The organism is Prodigiosinella confusarubida (assembly GCF_002847015.1).
In the GTDB taxonomy this organism is placed as follows: domain Bacteria; phylum Pseudomonadota; class Gammaproteobacteria; order Enterobacterales; family Enterobacteriaceae; genus Prodigiosinella; species Prodigiosinella aquatilis.
Genome location: NZ_CP025085.1, coordinates 4,039,939 through 4,061,703, shown reverse-complemented (window position 1 = coordinate 4,061,703; position 21,765 = coordinate 4,039,939). Strand labels below are relative to the sequence as shown.

The window sequence follows — 21,765 nt, the reverse complement described above, 5'->3', positions numbered from 1 at the left end:
GGAGTGTATAGTAACTGCTAACAAACATCGATAAGTACCGGTTGCATAATGTGAGCCGGCAGGAGACGTAAAATGAAACATGAATACGTTATGGTGCAGAATGCCGTATCTCCTAAACAGTTATTCTTGTTATTCCATGGTGTCGGCGATAATCCGGTATCAATGGGTGAAATAGGCCGTTATTTCGCCGAGGCTTTCCCGCAGGCGCTGGTGGTGAGCATTGGCGGACCAGAAAGCAGTGACGTCGGTAATGGTCGACAGTGGTTTTCGATACAGGGAATTACGGAAGAGAACCGGGTCGAGCGGATTAACACTATCATGCCCCGTTTTATCGACACGGTGCGTTATTGGCAGGAATACAGTCAGGTTGATTATGCACACACTGCATTAATTGGGTTTTCGCAAGGTTCAATAATGATACTGGAAGCGTTAAAAGCCGAAGAGAATCTTGCTGGTCGGGTGGTCATCTTCAGTGGCCGCTTTGCCGCGTTGCCGGAACAACCATTCACCGAGACTGTGGTGCATTTGATTCACGGTGAAGACGACCCGGTTATTGCGGTGGATCACGTGCGCACTGCGGCGCATCGTCTGCGTTCGCATGGATCTGATTTTACGCTGGATCTGGTACCAGAATTAGGTCATGCCATTGATGATGAAATGATGGGTTATGCATTGGATCGGCTGAAAAATTATATTCCACAGCGTTATTGGGATGAAGCAGTACAAGGTAATCGTGGCGAGTTAATCGCTTTCCGCTGATTGATCAACCGCATGAAGCAGGTAGTGGTACTGCTGCATGCGGTTTCCTCAGAACACACTGATTCAAATATCTACAGCCTGTTTAGATCCGTTCTACGATCATGGCAATACCTTGACCCCCACCGATGCAGAGCGTCGCCAAGCCTAGGTTTTTATCATAACTATGCAAGGCATGAACCAGTGTAACCAATATTCTGGCGCCACTCGCGCCAATCGGATGTCCTAACGCAATCGCACCGCCATTGACGTTGACTTTTTCCGGATCAAGTTGCAGCTCACGTTGTACTGCCAGAAACTGAGAGGCAAACGCTTCGTTAGCTTCGATCAGGTCAAGATCGTGAATACTCATGCCTGCTTTGGTCAATGCCTTGTGGGTCGCCGGAATGGGCCCCAGTCCCATGACATCACTGGGAACACCGGCAGAAGCCCAGCCTCTGATCCGTGCCAGTGGTGTGATGTTTTGCTGGTGAGCCAGAGATTCCGGCATCAGAATCAATGTTGCAGCCGCATCGTTGATGCCTGAAGCGTTACCCGCAGTCACCGTACCATCGGGAGAGAAAGCAGGACGCAGTGCGCTCAGTGAGTCCAACGTGGTATCGGTGCGCGGATATTCATCCTGAGCAAATATACGGGTCTGGTTTTTTTGTTTAAGCGTAATGGGGGTAATTTCGGCATTGAATCGCCCACTCTCTATGGCATATTGAGCTTTCCGCTGTGATGCCAGTGCGACACTATCCTGTTCTTCCCGTGACAGTTGATATCGGCGGGCAATGTTTTCCGCCGTTGTTCCCATATGATAGTTGTTGAAGGCGCACCAGAGTCCGTCCTGAATCATAGAGTCCACCAGTTTACCATTCCCCATACGATATCCTTGACGGGCTTTTTCGAGCAGATAAGGCGCAGCACTCATATTTTCCATACCACCGGTGATACAGACCCGGTTGTCGCCGGCCAGGATGGATTGTGCGCCAAGTACCACCGCTTTGAGCCCGGAACCGCAGACCTTGCTGACGGTAAGCGATGGGGTTTCAATACTGATCCCTGATGCGATACTTGCCTGATGAGCGGGATTTTGCCCCAATCCGGCTTGTAGTACATTTCCGAGAATTACCTCATCAATACGTATATCGTCGGGTAATGTGCAAAGGCCATCACGGATAGTCGAGGTGGCCATGTCGATAGCGGATGTATTGGCCAGACTACCGGCAAATTTTCCTATTGCGGTTCTTTTGGCACTGACAATAACGACCGAGTCATGCATCGTTGCCTCCATTAATTTTCATTGTTTTTAAATCGGTGGAGACAATAAAGGTTGCCTCAGTCTTTTGACGCACGTCTTCCAGCGTGGTGTGAGGGCTGATTTCACTTAGTACCAATTGCTGATGAATAAAATGGAATACCGCCAGTTCGGTCACGACCATATTGACTTTATTCACGGCAGTCAGCGGGTAAATACAGCGTTTCAATAGCTTTGCTTCACCATTTTTTGCACAGTGTTCCATGGCAATGATGACTTTCTTCGCGCCGACTACCAGATCCATGGCTCCACCCATGCCCGGTACCATTTTTCCTGGAACCATCCAGTTGGCGAGATTGCCATGCTCATCGACCTGTAAGCCACCAAGTACGCAGATATCCACGTGACCGCCGCGGATCAGAGCAAACGAGAACGCGCTGTCGAACATAGCAGCACCGGGTACCATGCCGCAGGGTTGTCCACCGGCGTTAACCAGATTCATATCGGGTTCATAAATCGCACCCAGGCCAAGCAGGCCATTTTCCGACTGGAACGTCACCTGAATATTATCCGCTACATAATTGGCGACTTTGGTGGGTAAACCGATACCTAAATTAACCACATCGCCATCGTTGAGTTCTAAGGCTACCCGTTGGGCAATGATTGTTTTGGCATCCATTATTGCTCTCCTGCATAAAGATGATCGACGAGCGCCGCTGGCGTAATAATGCACTCTGGCGATAGTTGACCGACGGGAATAATCTGTTCGCACTGGGCGATAACTTTATTTGCCGCCAAAGCAATAAGAGGATTAAAGTTGCGAGCAGTCAGGTGATAAACAAGATTTCCGCTGGTGTCGGCAATGCTGGCCTGAATAATGGCCAGATCTGCTTTTAAAGGCAGTTCCAATAAATAAGTGATACCGTTTATGGTTATTTTCTGTTTATTGTCTTCAACGATAGTTCCCACGCCGGTGGGGGTCAGAAATCCACCTAAGCCTGCACCACCGCTGCGTATACGCTCAGCCAGCGTTCCCTGGGGAACCAGCTCTACCTCCATTTCACCAGCAATCATTCTGCGACCCGTTTCAGGATTGGTGCCAATATGTGAGGCGATGACTTTTTTGACCTGCCCACTAGCAATAAGCGGGCCTACGCCAGTATCAATAAATCCGGTATCGTTACCGATAATAGTTAAATCCGTGACACAGGATCGAATAATCTCGTTAACTAATAATGCTGGTGTTCCAACCCCCATAAAACCACCGAACATAATTGTCATTCCGTCATACAGACAGGAGCGGAAATAGCTTGCATCAATGAGTTTGCTATTCATCGTTTTACATTCCACCAATAATGGTTAATAGAAAAGCTATACCAATAAATTTCTGGTTACAGGAAGGCGGCAATTGAATAACCAGAGTAGATAATTCGCCTTCAACGAGAAAGATGATGGGTATATGACGGGTAAATAATTACCCGCTGATAAAATAATAATTAAATATCGATATCGAGTATGGCGGAACTTAATCCCTTACCGTGCATATCCAATGCTAAAGAACGGGTGACACCACCACCCAATGCGCCATACATAACAAAATTAAGCGCACTGATTTCCGGTAATTCATAACGGACAACATCGCCTTGAACAATATCTTTAAACCAGTCTTTTACCTTTTCGGCAGTGACGCTATTTTTCAATAGCTCATAATCTTCATCACGATAAGCAATCAGGGATATATTGGACGTATTGCCTTTATCTCCGGTTCGCGAGTGCGCAATGTGGCGTAATTTCATCATTTAATCTCCAGATAGTTAATGGCGGGAATAACCAGCGAACGTGCCAGCAATGTTGAATCCATCGCCAGAATTTCTTTTACTGATTTATTCACACCGCCACCACCAGCTGGACCATTGGTATAAAGTGTTTCTATTTCATTACCGACTTTAATGGCTTCACTTCTGGATGAGCATCTGGCGGCAACGCGGGCCCGCACTTCGTAAGGCTGATGGCCTTGAGAACGAACAGGTCCGTGCAGGGCATCAATCCCAATAAGATCAAAACGTATTTCCTGTGGTGCAAAATGGCACAGCGTGAAGCGTCCTTTTACAATTTCCAGCGCTAACTGGCCACGAGCGACTGCTCCGGGACCAGCATAAGAAATTTCACCTTCGCCGATATAACCATCTTGATAACCAACTGAGACTTTTAATGTTTCTGTCCTTTTACGTCCGGTCGCCCCCTGAATACGGACTCGATTTTCTCCATCCTGAGTGAAATGAACACGACTGAAATCGGCAGTGACATCCGGTGTGATATAGCTGTCGGGTCGATGGATTTCATAAAGTAACTGTTCCTTGCAGGTATCTATGCAAACACAGCCACCGGAACCGTCAACCTTGGTGATGACCGCATTTCCATCGTCACTTATCTCGGCTATTGGAAAGCCAAGGCGTTCCAGATTAGGAATATCTTTGAATCCTGGGTCGGCATAGTAACCACCGGTAATTTGTCCGGCACATTCCAGCAGATGTCCAATACAGGTGCCTTTACCCAAATGATCCCAATCATCGGCGGTCCAGCCGAATTCGTACATCATGGGTGCCAGGAATAACGAGGGGTCGGCAACGCGGCCGGCAATAATAATGTCAGCATCTTGACGCAGTGCGTCAACCAGCGCGTCACTCCCAAGATAAGCGTTGGCCGAGATAATATCTTTACCACATCTGGAAATGGGTTCACCAATGTCATCCAGCCGGGAATCCACTACCAGCAATTGGGCATAGACGTCATCACCAGTGATAACGGCAATTTTTAACTGCCTGGCGCCCAGTTCCCGGGCAATTTCCAGTACCCGTTGACCAGCAGACACTGGATTGGCAGACCCCATATTAGTGATGATCTTGATGCCTTTCTCCAGACACTGTGGCAACACGGCATACATTCTGTTTGCCAGTAATTCGTTATAACCTTTGTTCGGATCTTGTCGTTTTTGTTTTTGACCAATGGCAATCGTGCGCTCTGCCAGACATTCGAAAATCAGATAATCAATATTTCCTTTTTCTGCCAATTCGACAGCGGGTTCGATGCGATCTCCGGCATAACCGGCGCCTGAACCAATACGGATGGTTTTCATACAACACCTTATCGTTAAGTTTACAAGTAGATTTTTCAAGTAGTTACGGTTACCAGGGGAATACGCCCGTGAGGACGCAGGTAAGCGTCATGATGATGCTGGCACCCCAAAGTACCGGGATAGCGAACTTCTGGTGATCGGCCAGATCGACTCCCGCCAGACTGACAAGCAGGAACGTTGCCGGCGTCAGCGGGCTAACGGGAAAACCGGTGGTCATTTGTCCCATAACTGAAGCTTGCGCGACCTGAATGGACGGAATACCTAACATGTTTACGGTATGTGCGATAACCGGCATGATGCCGAAATAGTAGGAATCAGGGTCGAATATCAAGCTCAACGGCATGGAAATTATGCCGATAATGAACGGAATATGAGAGGCAAAGGACGCAGGAATAAAGTCAACCGCTGTATGGGACATGGCTTTCAGCATACCGGTGCCACCCATAATCCCGGTAAACGCACCAGCGGCGAAAAGAATACTAGCCATCATCAAGGCGGCTTTGGCATGCGCGTTGATGCGTTCTTTCTGCATTTCAACATTGGGATAGTTAAACATCAGCGCCAGGGTCAGCGCGATCATGAACGCCACTGTCGGTGATATTTTGGTGAACACCATGGTGCCGATAACGCAGACGACCAGTGCGATGTTAATCCAAAACATATGGGGGCGGCGGAGTGCTTTTTCCGCGTCAGTCAATTCTTTTACGTGGCTGGTGTGGACGCTCGTGGTATCGATGGCGCTAAAACCATTACTGGATAACCCCAGACGCTTTTGCTCCTTTTTCCCCCAGTAGTAGCCCATGCCTACCATAAAAGTTAAACCACAAATTTGGGCAGGAATCAGCGGGATAAACAGATCATGTGTGGAGATGTTCAACGCGGCGGAAGCTCGGATCATCGGTCCGGTCCACGGAAGAAAATTTACCCCGGCACTCAGGGCGGTAATGCCGACCAGTATGCGTTTGTCCATGCCGAGTTTATTAAACAGTGGCAGCATTGCGGGAATGGTGATCAGAAATGTGACGGCACCGTTACCATCCAGATGCGCCATCAGGGCCAGTACGCCAGTACCAATGATAATTTTGACTGGATTGGTCCCGACGATACGCAGTATTCCCCGAATGATAGGATCGAACATACCCGCGTCAGTGACAACACCAAAAAAAGTGATGGCGAATACAAACATGGCAGCCATAGGCGCTAGTTTGGTTATACCGTCAACGACATATTTCGCGGTATCTGTTCCACTACCGGCAATCAGGGCGCCAATAACTGGGATAACAATTAGTGCCACCAGCGGTGACATTTTCTTTGTCATAATAAAAAACAGTAATGTGGCTATAGTTAGCACACCGATTAAAGCCAACATAAATACTCCTATATTTATTACTTGTTATAGGGCTGTGTGATGGTGGAATTTTCTTTACTCAATCGTTTATTTGCCAATATATCCGTCATTTCTCACGTTGCAGATGTGTTGGCGCTCCCTTCCATGAATCTCGCCCTTTATCGGTCGTGTGGACCCGCGTTCAAATCTGCTTCGGTAGATTTGCCACTCCAGTCCCTGATGTGCATACATTCATGGGGATTTCCTTAGTTGCTACCTGCCTGCATCGTGAAATCGGCAATTAACGTGAAAGGTTATTAACCCAGAGCGTTTTGTTTTTTTGCTGGGTATTTTTTACCATTGGTATGCCTGAAGTGCTAACTCGTAATCTTTATGAATCTATTCGATAATTTAATGGGTTTGTTTTATTCGTAATATTTATTGATTTGTTTGTTTAATTGATGAGTTATTAACTAACTGTTTTCTATGATTGTTACTGTGTTTTTTTTGACAGAGTTATTTTGCTTTTGTGATGTCGGTTGTAAGTTGACATAAGAAATAAAAAAACAATCAAAATAATAAATGTAAATAAATGAGGGCTCGATCATGAAAATAAATAAATAGCCTTGTTGATGGCGCTTTTACACTATTTATTACAGGTGGGTTTTCTTGCGAGGGTATTATGAATTTATCAATTAAACAGCTCAGAGCGTTTATGGTATTGACGGAAACGGACAGTTTTACCCGAGCGGCTCAACGAGTTAATCTTTCTCAACCGGCGTTCAGTGCATTGATTGCCAGCCTGGAAGAAGATGTGGGATATCGTTTATTCGATAGGGATACACGTAAAGTACAGTTGAATGCGGATGGAATCCATTTTATTGAGATCGCCCGTCGATTGATGCAAATGCATGATGACGCCGTCAGCGAAATAAAATCGCACGCCACAGGTTATAAAGGAAAAGTCGTTTTAGCCGTATTGCCGTCTTTGGCTGTTGAATGGCTTCCTCAGGTGCTTACGCAATATCATCATGCTTATCCGAAAATCAAGGTGGAATTAATTGATACGCAATGGGATCGTTGTCTAAAAGCCATATTGGATGGTCAGGCTGATTTGGCGTTGACAGCGGGTGAGCCTTCATCAGAAACATTCAGTTCCCGTATGTTGTTTGCCGATAGCTTTTACCTTATCTGTCATAAGGACCATTCACTGGCACAGTACAGTTTGGTGTCGATAGAGGAAATTAAAGACTGGGCCTTTATCGGTTTTTCCAAGGGAACCAGTATCCGGCAATATACCGATCAGTTAGCCGAACCAGAAGGATTCAACTATGTGCTTGAAGTCAGACAGTTGACGACAATGATGGGATTAGTGGCGGCTAACTATGGTATTAGTATTGTTACGGGATTGACATTGTTTCAGTTTCAGCATCCTGATATTGCAATCATTCCGTTCAGAGATCTGTCGCTGAGACGCGGAATTTATCTGGTGACAGACAAGGAACGACAACTCTCAATTTGTGCCAGGGAGTGCTATGACTTTCTTCAGGCCAGGGCGGAAGGTGTTGGGCACGAGCTTAAAACGCGCTTGACTCGGGCCTGAAGGATGCGCCGTATCAGGGTTTTTTTTGTGGCCAGTCGTCGTCTTCATCCCATTTATCGTTGTTATCACGATGGGGTGGAATTTCCGGTTTGTCGTTCAAAAAGGATTTGTGGTCAAGACGCCGTAATTCTTTGATACCATTGAGTATTACTCCCAGCAGGAACACCAGAATGATCCACCAATAGTCAGCCAGCCATGCCATGTTATACCTCATCGATACGGGTGATAAAGCGGGTAAAAAGTTGTGGCAGATGTTTATTCAGCCATTGATAGCCAGCTATCTCTTCCCCGTGCCAGGATTCACGGATAACTGCTGGCGTCAACTGCGCCATCGCTAATCGCGCTAACGGTAAATAACTGATATGCCAAGGCTCAACCGCAACACCGCCATGATCATGCGCGTAAGGTCGATAAAACCCAAATAGCGGCATATGTGAGTCCAACCAGTCACTCAACGTAGAGAAATATCCGCCAGTGTCGTACTCCCAGGGTTCCAGTTGCAGTGTTTGCCCCGAAGGAAGACGGTCAGGATCGTAGATATCCAGATCGCTGCCCCAGTGATGCCGACTGCCACCTGGCAATGCGGACCAGCGCAGTATCGCTTCACAACGGTCACCCTCACTTAACGTGAGGGCATCCAACGGCTGATTGTCTTTATCCAGTAACGGCCGCAGACCGGTAAATTTTCCGTTCCAGATCTGTTGCTGACGCCCGAAGTCACGAAAGGTACTCGCTGGCTGGAGATTAAAACCATCCTGCCGGGCCGCCTGTTGCATGGACTTAAAAGCGATAACAGCTTCCGGTTGCAAACGGTGTTGACCTGTCAGGGTGACCAGATGCCCATCACTCTTGCCTGTCAGCATTGCCGACGTGATCATGCGATCAACTGCTCCATGATGCGTTGATACATCCGGCTTAACAGCTGCAAATCTGCTGCACTGACACATTCATTCACTTTATGAATAGTGGCGTTTACCGGTCCGAGTTCAACTATCTGTGCTCCCATCCGCGCAATAAACCGGCCATCAGAGGTGCCGCCGTTGGTCAGTAGTTGCGGTGTGATTTCACAATAATGTTCAACTGCATCAATAATAGCATTCACCAGCTCGCCGTGTTCGGTCAGGAAGGGATGCCCGGATAATTGCCAATCCAGAGTGTACTTGAGTTGGTGGCGGTCAAGTAGCTCAGCGACACGTTGCTTAATGCGTTCATCGGTCAATTCGGTACTGAAGCGAAAATTGAACTGCACAAACAGTTCGCCAGGAATAACGTTATTGCTGCCGGTTCCTGCCTGAATATTTGCAATCTGCATACTGGTGGGAGGAAAAAACTCATTTCCCTGATCCCATTCCGTGGCTATCAGTTCATGCAACGCGGGCATGGCGCGGTGTACCGGATTGTCTGCCAGGTGGGGGTACGCAACATGACCCTGTATACCGTGTATGTAAAGGTTGGCGGTGATTGAACCCCGACGGCCATTTTTCGCCACATCCCCGATACGTTTCGTGCTGGAGGGTTCGCCGATCAGGCAGTAATCAAGGCGCTCCTGGCGGGCCATCAAAGTTTCAACAACCTTAACCGTACCGTTTACGGCTTTGGCTTCTTCGTCTGAAGTAATTAAAAACGCCAGGCGCCCTTGGTGGTGGGGATGCGTGGCAACAAAACGTTCAGCGGCAACCACCATCGCCGCCAACGACCCTTTCATATCTGCTGCACCACGCCCATACAGCATGCCATCGCATAGCGTGGGCTCAAATGGGGGGTGCTGCCACTGCTTTTCATCCCCGCAGGGAACCACGTCGGTGTGACCGGCAAAAGCCAGTGTTTTCCCTGTGCCACGCCAGGCCCAGAAATTTTGGGTATCGCCAAAATTCATTTTTTCTATGTTGAAGCCAATCGCCTGCAAACGTTCAATCATCAACGTCTGACAACCTTCATCATTAGGGCTGAGGGAAGGACGTTTAATTAACTGCTGAGCCAGTTCTAGTACCGGGCAAGACACGTTATTTATTCTCCGCAAAAAAGTGCTGGTAGCTATCCTCGCTGAAACCAAGCAATGCGGCACCGTGGTCAGTGACTAACAAGGGCCGTTTGATGAGCGAGGGGTGCTCCAGCATAACAGTTTTTGCCGCGTCTTCATTATTGGTTGCATTACGTTTCGCTTCATCCAGTTTGCGCCAGGTTGTTCCACGGGTATTAATCAAGGGTTGCCAACCGACCAAATTGATTAAAGCCTGCAATTGTACGTCATCCAGACCGTCCACCTGATAGTCATGAAAGCGATAGTCAATGTGATTGTTTTCTAGCCAGCGACGGGCTTTTTTGATGGTGTCGCAGTTCTTGATACCGTACATAACTGTCATCATTTTATAAAACTCTTCACTTTTTATCTGATAAGAATGAAGAGCATACCGTATTCGCGCTAATGGTGGCAGGGTATTGAATTTGTTTTAGTAGATCATGTAGTTAAGTGAAGTGGCTGTCTATTGGGAAGAGGAAATTAGTCTGTGCCGTTTCACTATTGATAGCAGCACAGACTTTTTTTTAGACTGAAAGGAAGTATTTTCGTCTGATCCAAAGGGAAACATTCACCAGACCAATCATCACTGGCACTTCAACAAGCGGCCCGATGACAGCGGCAAAAGCAGCACCAGAGTTGATGCCATAAACAGCGACGGCTACCGCGATAGCGAGTTCAAAGTTATTACTGGCAGCGGTAAACGAGAGTGTTGCACTCTTTTCATAACTCGCGCCTAAGCGTTTGCACATGAAAAATGAGATGGCAAACATAGCAACAAAGTAGATAAGCAAAGGGATAGCAATACGTACGACATCGAAAGGGAGACTGACAATCAATTTCCCCTTCAGACTGAACATCACCACAATGGTGAACAGCAGCGCAACCAGGGTAATAGGACCGATCTTGGGAACGAAGTGGGCGTGATACCACTCTTTTGAAACAAAGCGCAGCATGATCACTCGGGTCAGTACGCCGGCAATACAGGGGATGCCCAGATAGATGAACACACTCTTGGCAATTTGCGCGATGGAGATATCAACAATTGAACCAGACAATCCGAAGAACGGCGGCAATATGGTAATAAATAGCCAGGCATAGGCGCTGAAAAACAGCACCTGAAATATCGAGTTGAACGCCACCAGACCCGCCGCATATTCCGTTGAGCCTTTCGCCAGTTCATTCCAGACAATCACCATGGCGATACAGCGCGCCAGACCGATCATGATAAGCCCAACCATGTATTCCGGTTTGTCATGCAGGAAAATCACGGCTAATGCGAACATGAGTGCCGGACCGATGATCCAGTTTTGGATCAGCGACAGGGTTAACACTTTTCTGTCGCGGAATACGTCTGGCAGCTCTTCATACCGTACCTTGGCAAAAGGGGGATACATCATCAGGATCAGCCCGGTAGCAATCGGAATATTGGTTGTTTCCACCTGAAAGCGGTTAATGAAGTTCTCTACACCAGGGACTAAAAAACCGAGACTCACACCCAGAGCCATTGCAGCAAAAATCCAGACAGTCAGATATCGGTCTAAAAATGAGAGTTTGCGAGTGATGTCACTCATTGAGGATTTTCCTTAATTTGTGGATGATTGTTACTCAATACCAACCGTTAGCGTTTGAATTAATGTGATTGGGTTCCAGGCCGTTCAAGAGGCTGCTGTAATAGCGGTGATGTAGAATGACCGAGCATCAGACGACTATTGATAAGCCATGCCCACGGTTCAATACCCTTCTGGTGTAAATCAGCCCGAAAATTATCGGCTTCTGTACCGGATGCCCCACTTGAACAACATATTACCGGGTCAAAAATCTGGATAAGCGCCATGATGGCTTCTCTCTACACAATGATTTGAGCAATTTCATCCATCGCTGTTTTCAGTGCAGTTTTATCGTGTTGCAGCTCATTCAGCGGCAGAGCGAAAAAAGCTTCGATACGGGCACGTAGGATCTTGTAAGCCTGTATGAATGAAGCGTCAATTTCTTCATCAGTACCTGTTGCATGCGCCGGATCTTCAACGCCCCAGTGAGTACGCAATACCGGGCCGAGATAAGCCGGGCAGGTTTCATTCGCTGCATTTCCGCAAACACTGATCACGATGTCAGGTATCGCTGGCAGGTTTTCCCATGACTTGCTGTAGTAGCCTTCAGTGGAAATACCTTCGCGCTGTAACAACGCGATTGAGCGAGGATGTACCTGGCCGGTTGGGTTACTGCCGGCACTCATTGCGTGCCAACCTTCTGGAGCCAATTGATTGAAAATCGCTTCGCCCAAAATGGAGCGACAAGAGTTACCAGTGCAGAGGAATAAAACGTTCATCATCAGTCCTTTTGTGTGGATACATTGGGCAATACCGCCGAAGAACAGGAAGTGTCTTTTCTGAATGACGCGCATTCCTCCGGATGGCCGGAGCAACACTCTTCAGTCAGGTAAGCAATAACATCCAGCATCACGGGGATATTAGCCCGGTAACGCTGAAAGCGTCCTTCCTGCTCGACTGTCGTCAATCCGGCATGTGTCAAGGCTTTGAGGTGAAAAGAGAGTTTGTTTGGCGCGAGATCAAGCTCCTGCGCTAAATCACCTGCTACCTGGCCTTTCAGCCCGGTTCTCACCAACAAACGATAAATATCCAATCGAATGCCGGATGCCAGAGATTCAAAAATAATAACTGCGTTTTCTTTGTTCATTGTTTCAATTCTACAAGAATAGTTGAAATGATCAAGTGTTTAAGAAGGCGTAAACGTCACCACATGTCAAAATGGAAAACCAGCTATGAGTCACCATACTCAACTAAAGGATAAATTTTATATAAAAAGCCCACAATGGATCGTTTTACTCAATCATTGGCTCAACATATCAGAAGCCGGTAGTCACTCTGCGTCTCAGTATCCTCTATTAGCTTTTTCAATATGCTGGCCAAGCTACGGGGGAAATGCCTTGGATCGGAGTTGTTGACATATTTCAGTGTGTTGGCATAGATACTCTGGTACCACACGCCATCCCACCCTAGGTTATGTGGCTGTTTATGGGCCAATTTTGTGGGGTAAGTCTGGGGTATAATCGGTGCCACTCTATTCTTCTGTTTTATGACAAAATGGCACGGTGTTGTAGTGTGGCAATGGAAAGGTAATGTGTTGATAATTAAGTTGAAAAATGAATCTCTTATAGAATGGGTAGTGATACCGGCACATCATGTATGCGTATAATGGTTTATTATGGTCAAAAAAAAAGCATATAATAACCCCGCCGAATAAGAAGACTTAAGGGGCTATCATGATTGAGATAGAACTCAATAACTGGAAAAGCTTCATCGAAGCGATGTTACGTAAGTAACAATTGGTCTATTCATATTAGTATAATTTTTGTTTGTGTCATTACCGACCAGGAACAAAGTTTGAGCAATCTAAAGCAGTAACGTCGACGTTGCTGCTTTTTTGTGTCTGAGATAGTGAACATTTAATTTATTAATTAACTGATTTTTAAATATTAATTTTCGTCACGACACTTCGGATAACCTAAGACGGCGTTATTCTCTTCTTTAGAATTTACTTCCTTTTTTGTGATCTACTTCGCGATTTTTTTTGATGCCCGTTGGAAATGGTTATGTCTGGTCCAGAGCATAAATGAGGAAAACCAAGTAAATAAAAGAGGCTATTATTCTCATTCTGTTTGAAATATCAGCAATCCATCGGTTTGTCGGATCGATTTCCCCTCATCCAAGGGCATAACGGGCCGCGGCGGTGGCATGTAGTAAGGTGGTATCGAATAAAGGCACCTGGGCATCGTCTGCATTAATTAGCAACGGTATCTCTGTACAGCCCAGAATGATCCCTTCAGCGCCTTGCTGTTCCAATCGTTGGATGATTTTCCGGAATTGTTGGCGCGAAGCATCAAGCGTTTTTCCCAGACACAGCTCCTGAAAGATAATGTTATTAATGATTTCTCTTTCCTGCTGGTCAGGGGTAAGGACGGTGATGCCATATAGATCTGTCAAGCGTCGACGATAAAAGTCCTGTTCCATGGTATAGCGCGTGCCCAGCAGCGCCACCTTGGTGATACTTTGTTGCTGGATGCTGATGGCCGTGGCATCGGCGATATGAATCAATGGCAGCTCACAGGCGCTTTCTACCTGGTTCGCAACCTTGTGCATTGTATTTGTGCAAATCACAATGGCTTCAGCGCCCGCTTTTTTTAATCCACATGCTGCTTCTGACAAAACATGGGCTGCTGTCTCCCAGTCTTCTTGCGATTGCAGTTGTTCGATGTCATAAAAATCGACATTGTGCAGTAGTAGTCGGGCTGAATGCAGACCACCCAGTTCGTTTTTTACATATTCATTGATAATCCGGTAATAAGGGATTGTGGATTCCCAGCTCATCCCTCCGAGTAATCCCAGCATTTTTTGCATGTAAAGTCTCCTCCGACTTGGATACTGAAAAAAGTGATGAATCAAGAATAACGTATCAGAGAAAAGAGGTAAAAGTCCTGAAAGTGGTGAATTAATGCTTTTTGCTCATTTTTTTATCGTGTTTTATCACTTTTTATCTATCTTTGACTGGACAAATGGTCCATCTATTGCTGTACTGTACGCGACACAGATTTTGTGTCTTTCATTCATGTTAAAGGTAAGTTTGATGTCTAAGATTAAAGGTAGCGTTAAGTGGTTTAATGAATCCAAAGGATTCGGTTTCATTACTCCGGAAGATGGTAGCAAAGACGTATTTGTACATTTCTCTGCCATCCAGAGTAATGGTTTTAAAACTCTTGCTGAAGGTCAGCGTGTAGAGTTTGAAATCACTAGCGGTGCTAAAGGTCCTTCTGCTGCTAACGTTATCGCTATTTAATTATACCGGTTTCTTAAAAAACCCGCCCAAAGGCGGGTTTTTATTTTGTGGTACATCACTTGATCTAGTGTGCGGTAAGTCCGGTTACCAAAGCAAATGCCAGCGATGTCATTAACAATGAACCGACCAGATTTAACAGTAGATTCAACCCGGCAGCAAGCCACTCTCCGCCTTGCAATAGTGTGACGACCTCAAAAGAGAATGTAGAGAACGTCGTCAAGCCCCCACATAAACCTGTCGTAATGAGTAGTTTCCAGTGCGGATCAAGATCGGGTTGGCGAATAAAATAGCCCATTGCTGCACCGATAATAAAAGCCCCAGCCATATTAGCCAAAAAAGTCCCTATTGGTATCTGAGGGGAAATGCTGTTAAAACGTAGGCTCAGCAGCCAGCGTAAGACGCTTCCTATCCCGCCACCAATAAAAACAGCAAATAAAGTACTATACATGGTCACCTTTTTGTTTAAAGGAAAGTCAGAATGATCTCGAAAAGAAGAGTATAACGCTACGACCCCTTTTCGAGGAGCTCGTAGACATCATTAGCCGGAAGGCGGTTATGGAGGAATGTCATCTCCGTTACTGGTATAAAAGTTTACCTTTTTGTCTCGCATTTTTGTAGAGAGTGTTGCCATGAAATGGCATGCAATGCGGTGTAATGTGTTAACACATATTAAGGAGCCTGATGATGAAAGTTTCACTCGGCCAGTTTGCCGTACAGCGTACATGGCAAGACAATGCTATTACCTGTATAGCATTAATGCAGAGGGCAGCGGCGGCGGGAGCCGATTTATTAGTGTTACCAGAAGCTGTTCATGCCAGGGATAATAATAATGCTGAATGGGGGATGGACGCCGCTCAGCCTATTAATGGTCCTTTTGTCAGTCAATTGCTGGAAGCTAGTCAATTGATTGATATCTCAGTTATTTTTACTATTCATACCCCCGTTCATAATGAGTTTGTGCACAATACTCTATTAGTGCTTCGTCAGGGTGAAGTGTTGGCTTTCTACCATAAACTGCACCTTTATGATGCTTTTTCTTCCCAGGAATCAAAGCGAGTGATACCAGGTGAGTCAATACCGGCCATTATTGAAATAGCAGGAATAAAAGTGGGATTGATGGTGTGCTACGACGTCCGTTTCCCCGACCTGGCGCGACAGTTGGCCATGAATGGCGCGGAGGTATTGGTATTACCCTCCGCCTGGGTTAAAGGGCCGCAGAAGGAAGCGCACTGGGAGTTGTTAACCAGAACGCGAGCGTTGGAAAATACCTGCTATATGGTCGGAGTCGGTGAATGTGGGGAAAAGAATATTGGCAACAGTCTGGTTGTTGACCCGTTGGGTGTTGTGATTGCCCAGGCGGCAGAAGCTCCTGACCTCATCTTTGCAGATATTAATTTTGAGCGTATTCAACATGTTCGCCATCAGTTACCTGTCTTGCGTCACAACCGATTCAAGGCTCCTGTATTACGGTAATCTGAACTCTACTCGTAGAGCAGATCATCAGTAACCATGCTCTTGGCTGGCATGGTCTTACTTTGTTACATATAGCCTTTGTGTTGTTAAGGGCTTTCTTTTAAAAAGAGTGATAAGAAACATGCTGGTTCCCAGCGTATATAATCAGGTAGGTAGGTATGGAAGGTATCAGTATTGCCAAACTTTTAGTGATCGGCGTGCTTGTTGTTTTGCTATTTGGAACCAATAAATTACGCAGCCTGGGCGGAGATCTTGGCGCGGCAATCAAGGGTTTCAAAAAAGCGATGAGTGATGAGCAACCAACGAATAATGCTAGCTCAGATGAACCCGTTGCACTTAACGATACGACTCATCACAAAGAGTAAGGTCCCACAAAGAGCAAGCTCTTGAGACGGTTAAAAACCAATAGCGGACGGCATGTGACCGCCCGCGTTTTTTCGCATCAGGAAAATGTAACCGCGCATTACGACGATTTTTCCAGAAGTAAATCATTTTACCTCGACGCCTTTTGCCTGTAGGTCGGCATGGTAGGACGAGCGTACAAATGGACCACAAGCGGCGTGGGTGAATCCCATTGCCATTGCTTCCGTTTTCATTTCTTCAAATTCTTCCGGATGGACATAACGCTGTACCGGCAAGTGGTGGCGACTTGGCTGTAGGTACTGACCTAATGTCAACATTGTGACGCCGTGACGTCGCAGATCGCGCATCACGTCCAGAATTTCTTCATTGGTTTCACCCAATCCCACCATCAACCCCGATTTGGTTGGAATCTCCGGATGTACAGCCTTAAAGTTTTCCAGCAGTTTGAGGGACCATTCATAGTTTGCCCCTGGTCGAACTTGGCGATACAGACGCGGTATGTTTTCCAGATTATGGTTAAATACGTCTGGCGGTGTCACGGTCAGAATATCCAGTGCCCGGTCCATGCGTCCCCGGAAATCAGGCACTAGTGTTTCAATTTTAATCTGTGGGCTTTTACGGCGAATAGCGCTGATACAGTCGGCAAAATGCTGAGCCCCGCCATCACGCAGATCATCTCGATCAACCGAGGTGATGACGACGTAGCGTAATCCCATATCGTGGATGGTTTGAGCCAGTTTTTCTGGCTCATTGTTGTCTGGGGCGATTGGACGTCCATGGGCAACATCACAGAATGGGCAACGACGGGTACAAATGGCACCCAGGATCATAAATGTTGCCGTACCATGATTAAAACACTCTGCCAGATTAGGGCAGGATGCTTCTTCACACACCGAGTGCAGCCCGTTGCGGCGCATTGCGTCTTTGATACCTTGAATCCGGCTGGAATCCGCAGGCAATTTGATTTTCATCCATTCTGGTTTCCGTAGCATTTCCTGACGCTCGGTCGCTACTGTTTTCACCGGAATTAAGGCCATTTTATCTGCGTCGCGGTATTTTACGCCACGTTCGATCTGAATCGGTTTACTCATATTTGCGTAAGTTCCAGTTCTGAATCGCTATCATGAATTTATGGTTAGAATTCATGGGATCATCTTAATGATTAAACTTTTTTTTAAAAATATCACAAAATTATATCATCTTTGCCATAGGCAAGCAGCTTTTGCACAATCAAAATGAACAAAAAGTGTAAATAAAATGTGAATTCATCAGCATAAAAATACCAATAGCTTTATGGAGAATCGCTGAAGGGACGAGGCTGAGGTTCACCCTGATGTTCCCAGTCCCAGATAATTTGCTCATGTTCTTTATAGCCCAGAAGGCGCATAAAAGATGACGTTAGTACCGGAGCAACATCATCCAGCGTTACGCCAGTGACCAGCTCGCTGAGTTGAGTCATTCTCATGCCGGCATAACCGCATGGATTAATGCGTAGGAAAGGAGACAGATCCATCGCAATATTCAGTGCCAATCCATGTAAGGAGCAGCCTTTGCGGATGCGTAGCCCCAGCGAGCAGATCTTACGCTCATCGACATAAACACCCGGAGCATCTGGTCGGGCATGTGCATCAATGTGAAAGTGCGATAGCGTTTGTACTACGGTTTCTTCAATAGCGGTAACCAACTGCCGTACACCCAGTTTTTGGCGCTTGAGATCGATCAGTACATACATCACTTGTTGGCCGGGCCCATGATAAGTAACTTGACCGCCTCTATCGCTTTGTATCACCGGAATATCACCAGGCATTAAGACATGTTCGGCCTTTCCTGCCTGACCTTGGGTAAATACCGGGAGATGCTGAACGAGCCAGAGTTCATCAAAGGTCGTGTCGTACCGATGTTCAGTGAAGTTATGCATAGCCAGTGAAACTGGCTCATAAGGAAGCACGCCCAGATGGCGAATGATTATCTTATCCTGTTGCAAGCGTGTCATCTTCAGGTTAAGGAGGAATGTGTCAATTATAACGACGTGATGCAGTAGCGAATAGCAGAGATTTCCACACTTGCTTTTCTTGGTGTGAGAAGGATAGCCGTCTAAATGATGAGCTGGTTTCAGAGAACCATGCGCACGATGTCAATTTTCCCCAGTTCTTCATACAGCGTTTCAACCTGCTCAATATCAGTCGCGGTGATAGTGATAGAAATCGAGTGATAGTTTCCTTTGGCGCTGGGTTTGATTTGCGGTGTATAGTCACCAGGCGCATGGCGTTGTACAACTTCAACTACCAGATCTACCAGTTCTGGTTTTGCCAATCCCATCACTTTGTAGGTAAAAGGGCAGGGGAATTCGAGCAATTCGTTGAGTTTGGTTTTCATGAAAACTCCAGAGTAGTATGCATAGAGATACAGTACATGGATAGTCAGTATAACTCCCGCCTGAGCGGGAGTATATTTGTCATGCCATGGGGAGACGTATCTCCTGAACGATCAAAATTAACTGAACCAGTGATGGAACATCAGTTTTATGTAATCGATCATCCGACTAAATACCCCGCCTTCTTTAACTTCGTTCATCACGACCAGCGGACGCTGATCAATGGTTTTGCCATCCAGTTGGAAATTGATGGTACCCACAACCTGATTTTTACTTAATGGGGCGTGCAGTTCGGTATTGTTCAGGATGTAGCTGGCCTTAAGATCTTTCATGCGTCCACGTGGAATGGTGATGTAAACATCTTTTGCCACGCCGAGTGATACGCGGTCGCTGTCACCAAACCATACGGGTTCGGAAGCGAATTCTTTATCCGCTTTCAGCGGGGAAACAGTTTCAAAAAAACGAAATCCCCAGGTGAGTAGCTTTTTGCTTTCTGTTTCACGGCCTTTAAACGTATGTCCACCGAGTACCACTGAAATCAGACGCATCGGCCCTTCGGTGGCGGATGCTACCAGATTATAGCCGGCGGATGCGGTATGCCCGGTTTTAATGCCATCTACATTAAGACTGGTATCCCATAACAAGCCATTACGGTTGACCTGGCGAATGTTATTGAAAGTGAACTCTTTCTCTTTATAGGTGGCATATTCATTCGGTACATCTCGGATCAATGCCTGACCAATTAACGCCATATCACGTGCAGAACTGTACTGTCCTTCCGCATCCAGACCATGCACGGTCTCAAAATGGGTGTTTTTCAGCCCCAGTTCTTTAACATAGCCATTCATCAGATTGATGAACGCATCCTGGCTTCCAGCAACATAATCCGCCATGGCGACACAGGCATCATTGCCAGACTGTAGAATGATACCTTTGTTTAACATGTACACCGGCACATGATCACCTGGTTTCAGGAACATCAGCGACGAACCTTTAAAGACCGGATTACCGGTAGCCCAGGCATCTTTTCCGATGGTAACGATATCGTTTGGGTTGATTTTCCCTGACTTTATCGCCTGACCGATGACATAACTGGTCATCATTTTTGTCAGACTTGCTGGGTTTCGACGGGTATCAGCGTTCATTTTGGCCAGAACTTTGCCTGAGTTGTAATCCATCAGGAAGTAAGCTTCAGCATCAATCTGCGGAACGCCAGGAATCATGGTTTTCAGATTAATGTCGTCGGCGTAGGCGAAAGATGATGCACTGATAACGAGCAGGGCGCTAAGTACAATATGTTTAGTGTGGCGAGACGTGATTACTGTATTCATGATGGGAACAACGACATCCGTGGGTATAAGTTAAAAAACGAGTCACACTATAACAGATGAAAAATGTGTGGGCATCCGACAATATGTTACGTGATCTTGTTGATATCAGTCATGTTGTCTTATTTGGACCGCCCATTTGTTTATAAGAAGGATTAATGAGTTAGCTTCCCTCATCTTTCACTTAATTTTGTTGCTATCGTGTGCCAGGAACAGCAGTGATAAAAGATTGCTGTTTAGCTTCGACTAACAGGCGTTGTTGAAGTTCAGTAGCTTGTTGTCGATTATTAAATGGGCCTAACTGAATACGATACAGCCCGCCATTAGCCGTTACTTTACCTGAAACGTGGAAGCGATCGTTCAGGCTGCGTAACCAGTTCTGTGCCCGTTGTTGATCGCTCAGCGCACCGACTTGGACAACGTAATGTCCGCCGTCTGACGACCGAGGTTGTGGCGTACTGCCAGCAGATACCACCGACTGTGGTGTGTTTACCGTTGATACGGGTTCAGATCCTTCCAGTACGCCGCTGCGCAATGGTGTTGGTGCGCCAAGAAAACTCCCGTGGGAAACTGAGGTGTTGTCTATTGTATTTGTGTTGTTTGTCGCAGGTTGCAATGTTGTGTTACTGATAGGGCGGACTGTTGTGGTGGTAGATGGTTCTTCAGTCTGCATTACCGGCGTACCAAGTTCGCTGGATCCCAGGATGGGACGTTCTGGTAAAGCAAAGCTTTGCTTGGCTACGCGAGTACCAATAGTTCCTGGGCCAGAAAGCGAGCCATCGGGAGATACATTGATAAAATCTACTTGAACCTTGGTATTGTTGGAAATATTCAGTCGATCGCTGGCCGCTTTTGACAAGTCAATAATCCGACCGGGCATATAGGGGCCGCGGTCATTGATTCGTACCACCAGTTGGCGCCCATTACTCAGATTCGTTACTCGCACGTAGCAGGGAATCGGTAGTGTTGGGTGTGCAGCGGTCAATGCGTTGGGGTCGAACACTTCGCCCGTGGCGGTACGGTTGCCTGAAGCTTCTCTGGAATACGATGATGCCAGACCGGTTTCTCTGAAGTTTTCCGGGTTTTTGACAATCTTATAGGTGCGCCCTTTTACGACGTAGTCCTGCAATGTGGATGGGTTATAGGGCTCATAGTGCGGCTCCACGCCACCGATCTCTTCTACTGGTCCGCTGTATATCTTCTGGTGTGGTGGTGACTGAGGTTGTTCCGTTACGGTACAGCCAGAAAGCGCCAGGCCGATAACACTAATCCAAAACCAATCCTTACGCATTTC

General features: G+C 46.6%; 26 protein-coding genes and 1 riboswitch. Of the genes, 6 read left to right on the top strand and 20 right to left on the bottom strand.

Features of this window, described 5'->3' with window-relative positions:
- Positions 1–72: 72 nt before the first annotated feature.
- The gene (gene ypfH / locus CWC46_RS18510) at positions 73–759 is read left to right on the top strand and encodes an esterase (protein ID WP_021015062.1); all 687 of its coding nucleotides are present in this window, start codon (positions 73–75) and stop codon (positions 757–759) included.
- Positions 760–841: 82 nt separating this feature from the next.
- Here the strand turns inward: ypfH and CWC46_RS18505 are convergent, their stop codons facing one another.
- The 6 genes from CWC46_RS18505 to CWC46_RS18480 all read right to left on the bottom strand — a co-directional run bounded on the left by CWC46_RS18505 (position 842) and on the right by CWC46_RS18480 (position 6,501).
- Positions 842–2,020, bottom strand: coding sequence for an acetyl-CoA C-acetyltransferase (locus CWC46_RS18505; protein WP_021015063.1), 1,179 nt, complete (start codon positions 2,018–2,020; stop codon positions 842–844).
- A complete protein-coding gene (locus CWC46_RS18500) occupies positions 2,013–2,675 on the bottom strand; it encodes a 3-oxoacid CoA-transferase subunit B (RefSeq protein ID WP_021015064.1) in 663 nt (220 codons plus the stop codon). Before CWC46_RS18500 ends, CWC46_RS18505 begins: the two co-directional genes overlap by 8 nt.
- Positions 2,675–3,331 (bottom strand): acetate CoA-transferase subunit alpha, encoded by a 657-nt coding sequence (gene atoD / locus CWC46_RS18495; RefSeq protein ID WP_021015065.1) that lies wholly within the window; start codon positions 3,329–3,331, stop codon positions 2,675–2,677. The genes CWC46_RS18500 and atoD overlap by 1 nt, the downstream gene beginning before the upstream one ends.
- A gap of 161 nt (positions 3,332–3,492) precedes the next feature.
- Positions 3,493–3,795, bottom strand: coding sequence for an AtuA-related protein (locus tag CWC46_RS18490; RefSeq protein WP_021015066.1), 303 nt, complete (start codon positions 3,793–3,795; stop codon positions 3,493–3,495).
- Positions 3,792–5,132: an acyclic terpene utilization AtuA family protein gene (locus CWC46_RS18485; protein WP_021015067.1), complete on the bottom strand. Its 1,341-nt coding sequence runs from the start codon at positions 5,130–5,132 to the stop codon at positions 3,792–3,794. The genes CWC46_RS18490 and CWC46_RS18485 overlap by 4 nt, the downstream gene beginning before the upstream one ends.
- A 49-nt stretch (positions 5,133–5,181) precedes the next feature.
- Positions 5,182–6,501, bottom strand: coding sequence for a CitMHS family transporter (locus CWC46_RS18480; protein ID WP_021015068.1), 1,320 nt, complete (start codon positions 6,499–6,501; stop codon positions 5,182–5,184).
- A 640-nt stretch (positions 6,502–7,141) separates the two neighbouring features.
- Here CWC46_RS18480 and CWC46_RS18475 point away from each other — a divergent pair.
- Positions 7,142–8,062, top strand: coding sequence for a LysR family transcriptional regulator (locus tag CWC46_RS18475; protein WP_021015069.1), 921 nt, complete (start codon positions 7,142–7,144; stop codon positions 8,060–8,062).
- 13 nt (positions 8,063–8,075) lie between these two features.
- Here CWC46_RS18475 and CWC46_RS18470 read toward each other — a convergent pair whose 3' ends face one another.
- The 7 genes from CWC46_RS18470 to CWC46_RS18440 all read right to left on the bottom strand — a co-directional run bounded on the left by CWC46_RS18470 (position 8,076) and on the right by CWC46_RS18440 (position 12,776).
- Entirely contained in the window at positions 8,076–8,264 is a 189-nt protein-coding gene (locus tag CWC46_RS18470; protein ID WP_021015070.1) for a YpfN family protein, read from the bottom strand.
- Position 8,265: 1 nt separating this feature from the next.
- Positions 8,266–8,940, bottom strand: a complete 675-nt coding sequence (locus tag CWC46_RS18465; protein WP_021015071.1) for a M15 family metallopeptidase — start codon at positions 8,938–8,940, stop codon at positions 8,266–8,268.
- Complete coding sequence (dapE, locus tag CWC46_RS18460) at positions 8,937–10,064, bottom strand: succinyl-diaminopimelate desuccinylase (protein ID WP_021015072.1); 1,128 nt, start codon at positions 10,062–10,064, stop codon at positions 8,937–8,939. Before dapE ends, CWC46_RS18465 begins: the two co-directional genes overlap by 4 nt.
- Position 10,065: 1 nt before the next feature.
- Complete coding sequence (locus tag CWC46_RS18455) at positions 10,066–10,425, bottom strand: ArsC family reductase (RefSeq protein WP_071790877.1); 360 nt, start codon at positions 10,423–10,425, stop codon at positions 10,066–10,068.
- A gap of 181 nt (positions 10,426–10,606) precedes the next feature.
- Positions 10,607–11,653, bottom strand: a complete 1,047-nt coding sequence (arsB, locus tag CWC46_RS18450; protein WP_021015074.1) for an ACR3 family arsenite efflux transporter — start codon at positions 11,651–11,653, stop codon at positions 10,607–10,609.
- A 275-nt stretch (positions 11,654–11,928) separates the two neighbouring features.
- Positions 11,929–12,408 (bottom strand): arsenate reductase ArsC, encoded by a 480-nt coding sequence (locus CWC46_RS18445; protein ID WP_021015076.1) that lies wholly within the window; start codon positions 12,406–12,408, stop codon positions 11,929–11,931.
- Positions 12,409–12,410: 2 nt separating this feature from the next.
- The gene (locus tag CWC46_RS18440; protein WP_021015077.1) at positions 12,411–12,776 is read right to left on the bottom strand and encodes an ArsR/SmtB family transcription factor; all 366 of its coding nucleotides are present in this window, start codon (positions 12,774–12,776) and stop codon (positions 12,411–12,413) included.
- Positions 12,777–13,362: 586 nt separating this feature from the next.
- Between CWC46_RS18440 and ypfM the strand changes: the two genes are divergently transcribed.
- Positions 13,363–13,422 carry a protein YpfM gene (gene ypfM / locus CWC46_RS23715; RefSeq protein WP_101377563.1) on the top strand — a complete coding sequence of 20 codons (60 nt, stop codon included), beginning with the start codon at positions 13,363–13,365 and terminating at the stop codon, positions 13,420–13,422.
- A gap of 379 nt (positions 13,423–13,801) precedes the next feature.
- Here ypfM and CWC46_RS18430 read toward each other — a convergent pair whose 3' ends face one another.
- Complete coding sequence (locus tag CWC46_RS18430; RefSeq protein WP_021015078.1) at positions 13,802–14,497, bottom strand: aspartate/glutamate racemase family protein; 696 nt, start codon at positions 14,495–14,497, stop codon at positions 13,802–13,804.
- 226 nt (positions 14,498–14,723) lie between these two features.
- Here CWC46_RS18430 and cspE point away from each other — a divergent pair, with 226 nt between their 5' ends.
- Positions 14,724–14,933, top strand: a complete 210-nt coding sequence (cspE, locus tag CWC46_RS18425; protein ID WP_009113827.1) for a transcription antiterminator/RNA stability regulator CspE — start codon at positions 14,724–14,726, stop codon at positions 14,931–14,933.
- A 64-nt stretch (positions 14,934–14,997) separates the two neighbouring features.
- Here cspE and crcB read toward each other — a convergent pair whose 3' ends face one another.
- Positions 14,998–15,381, bottom strand: a complete 384-nt coding sequence (gene crcB / locus CWC46_RS18420) for a fluoride efflux transporter CrcB (RefSeq protein ID WP_021015079.1) — start codon at positions 15,379–15,381, stop codon at positions 14,998–15,000.
- A gap of 74 nt (positions 15,382–15,455) precedes the next feature.
- Positions 15,456–15,516, bottom strand: a riboswitch (Fluoride riboswitch).
- 101 nt (positions 15,517–15,617) lie between these two features.
- On the opposite strand from crcB, the gene CWC46_RS18415 reads away from it, so the two are divergent.
- Positions 15,618–16,406 (top strand): deaminated glutathione amidase, encoded by a 789-nt coding sequence (locus tag CWC46_RS18415; RefSeq protein WP_021015080.1) that lies wholly within the window; start codon positions 15,618–15,620, stop codon positions 16,404–16,406.
- Between the two features lie 158 nt (positions 16,407–16,564).
- Positions 16,565–16,771 carry a Sec-independent protein translocase subunit TatA gene (tatA, locus tag CWC46_RS18410; RefSeq protein WP_021015081.1) on the top strand — a complete coding sequence of 69 codons (207 nt, stop codon included), beginning with the start codon at positions 16,565–16,567 and terminating at the stop codon, positions 16,769–16,771.
- Between the two features lie 123 nt (positions 16,772–16,894).
- Here tatA and lipA read toward each other — a convergent pair whose 3' ends face one another.
- The 5 genes from lipA to rlpA form a co-directional block, all read right to left on the bottom strand.
- On the bottom strand, positions 16,895–17,860 hold the full coding sequence (gene lipA / locus CWC46_RS18405; RefSeq protein ID WP_021015082.1) for a lipoyl synthase: 966 nt from the start codon (positions 17,858–17,860) through the stop codon (positions 16,895–16,897).
- A 200-nt stretch (positions 17,861–18,060) separates the two neighbouring features.
- Positions 18,061–18,762, bottom strand: a complete 702-nt coding sequence (gene lipB, locus CWC46_RS18400; RefSeq protein WP_021015083.1) for a lipoyl(octanoyl) transferase LipB — start codon at positions 18,760–18,762, stop codon at positions 18,061–18,063.
- Between the two features lie 119 nt (positions 18,763–18,881).
- Positions 18,882–19,145 carry a DUF493 family protein YbeD gene (ybeD, locus tag CWC46_RS18395; RefSeq protein ID WP_021015084.1) on the bottom strand — a complete coding sequence of 88 codons (264 nt, stop codon included), beginning with the start codon at positions 19,143–19,145 and terminating at the stop codon, positions 18,882–18,884.
- Positions 19,146–19,262: 117 nt separating this feature from the next.
- The gene (gene dacA, locus CWC46_RS18390; RefSeq protein WP_021015085.1) at positions 19,263–20,474 is read right to left on the bottom strand and encodes a D-alanyl-D-alanine carboxypeptidase DacA; all 1,212 of its coding nucleotides are present in this window, start codon (positions 20,472–20,474) and stop codon (positions 19,263–19,265) included.
- A 193-nt stretch (positions 20,475–20,667) separates the two neighbouring features.
- On the bottom strand, positions 20,668–21,762 hold the full coding sequence (rlpA, locus tag CWC46_RS18385; protein WP_021015086.1) for an endolytic peptidoglycan transglycosylase RlpA: 1,095 nt from the start codon (positions 21,760–21,762) through the stop codon (positions 20,668–20,670).
- Positions 21,763–21,765: the final 3 nt, after the last annotated feature.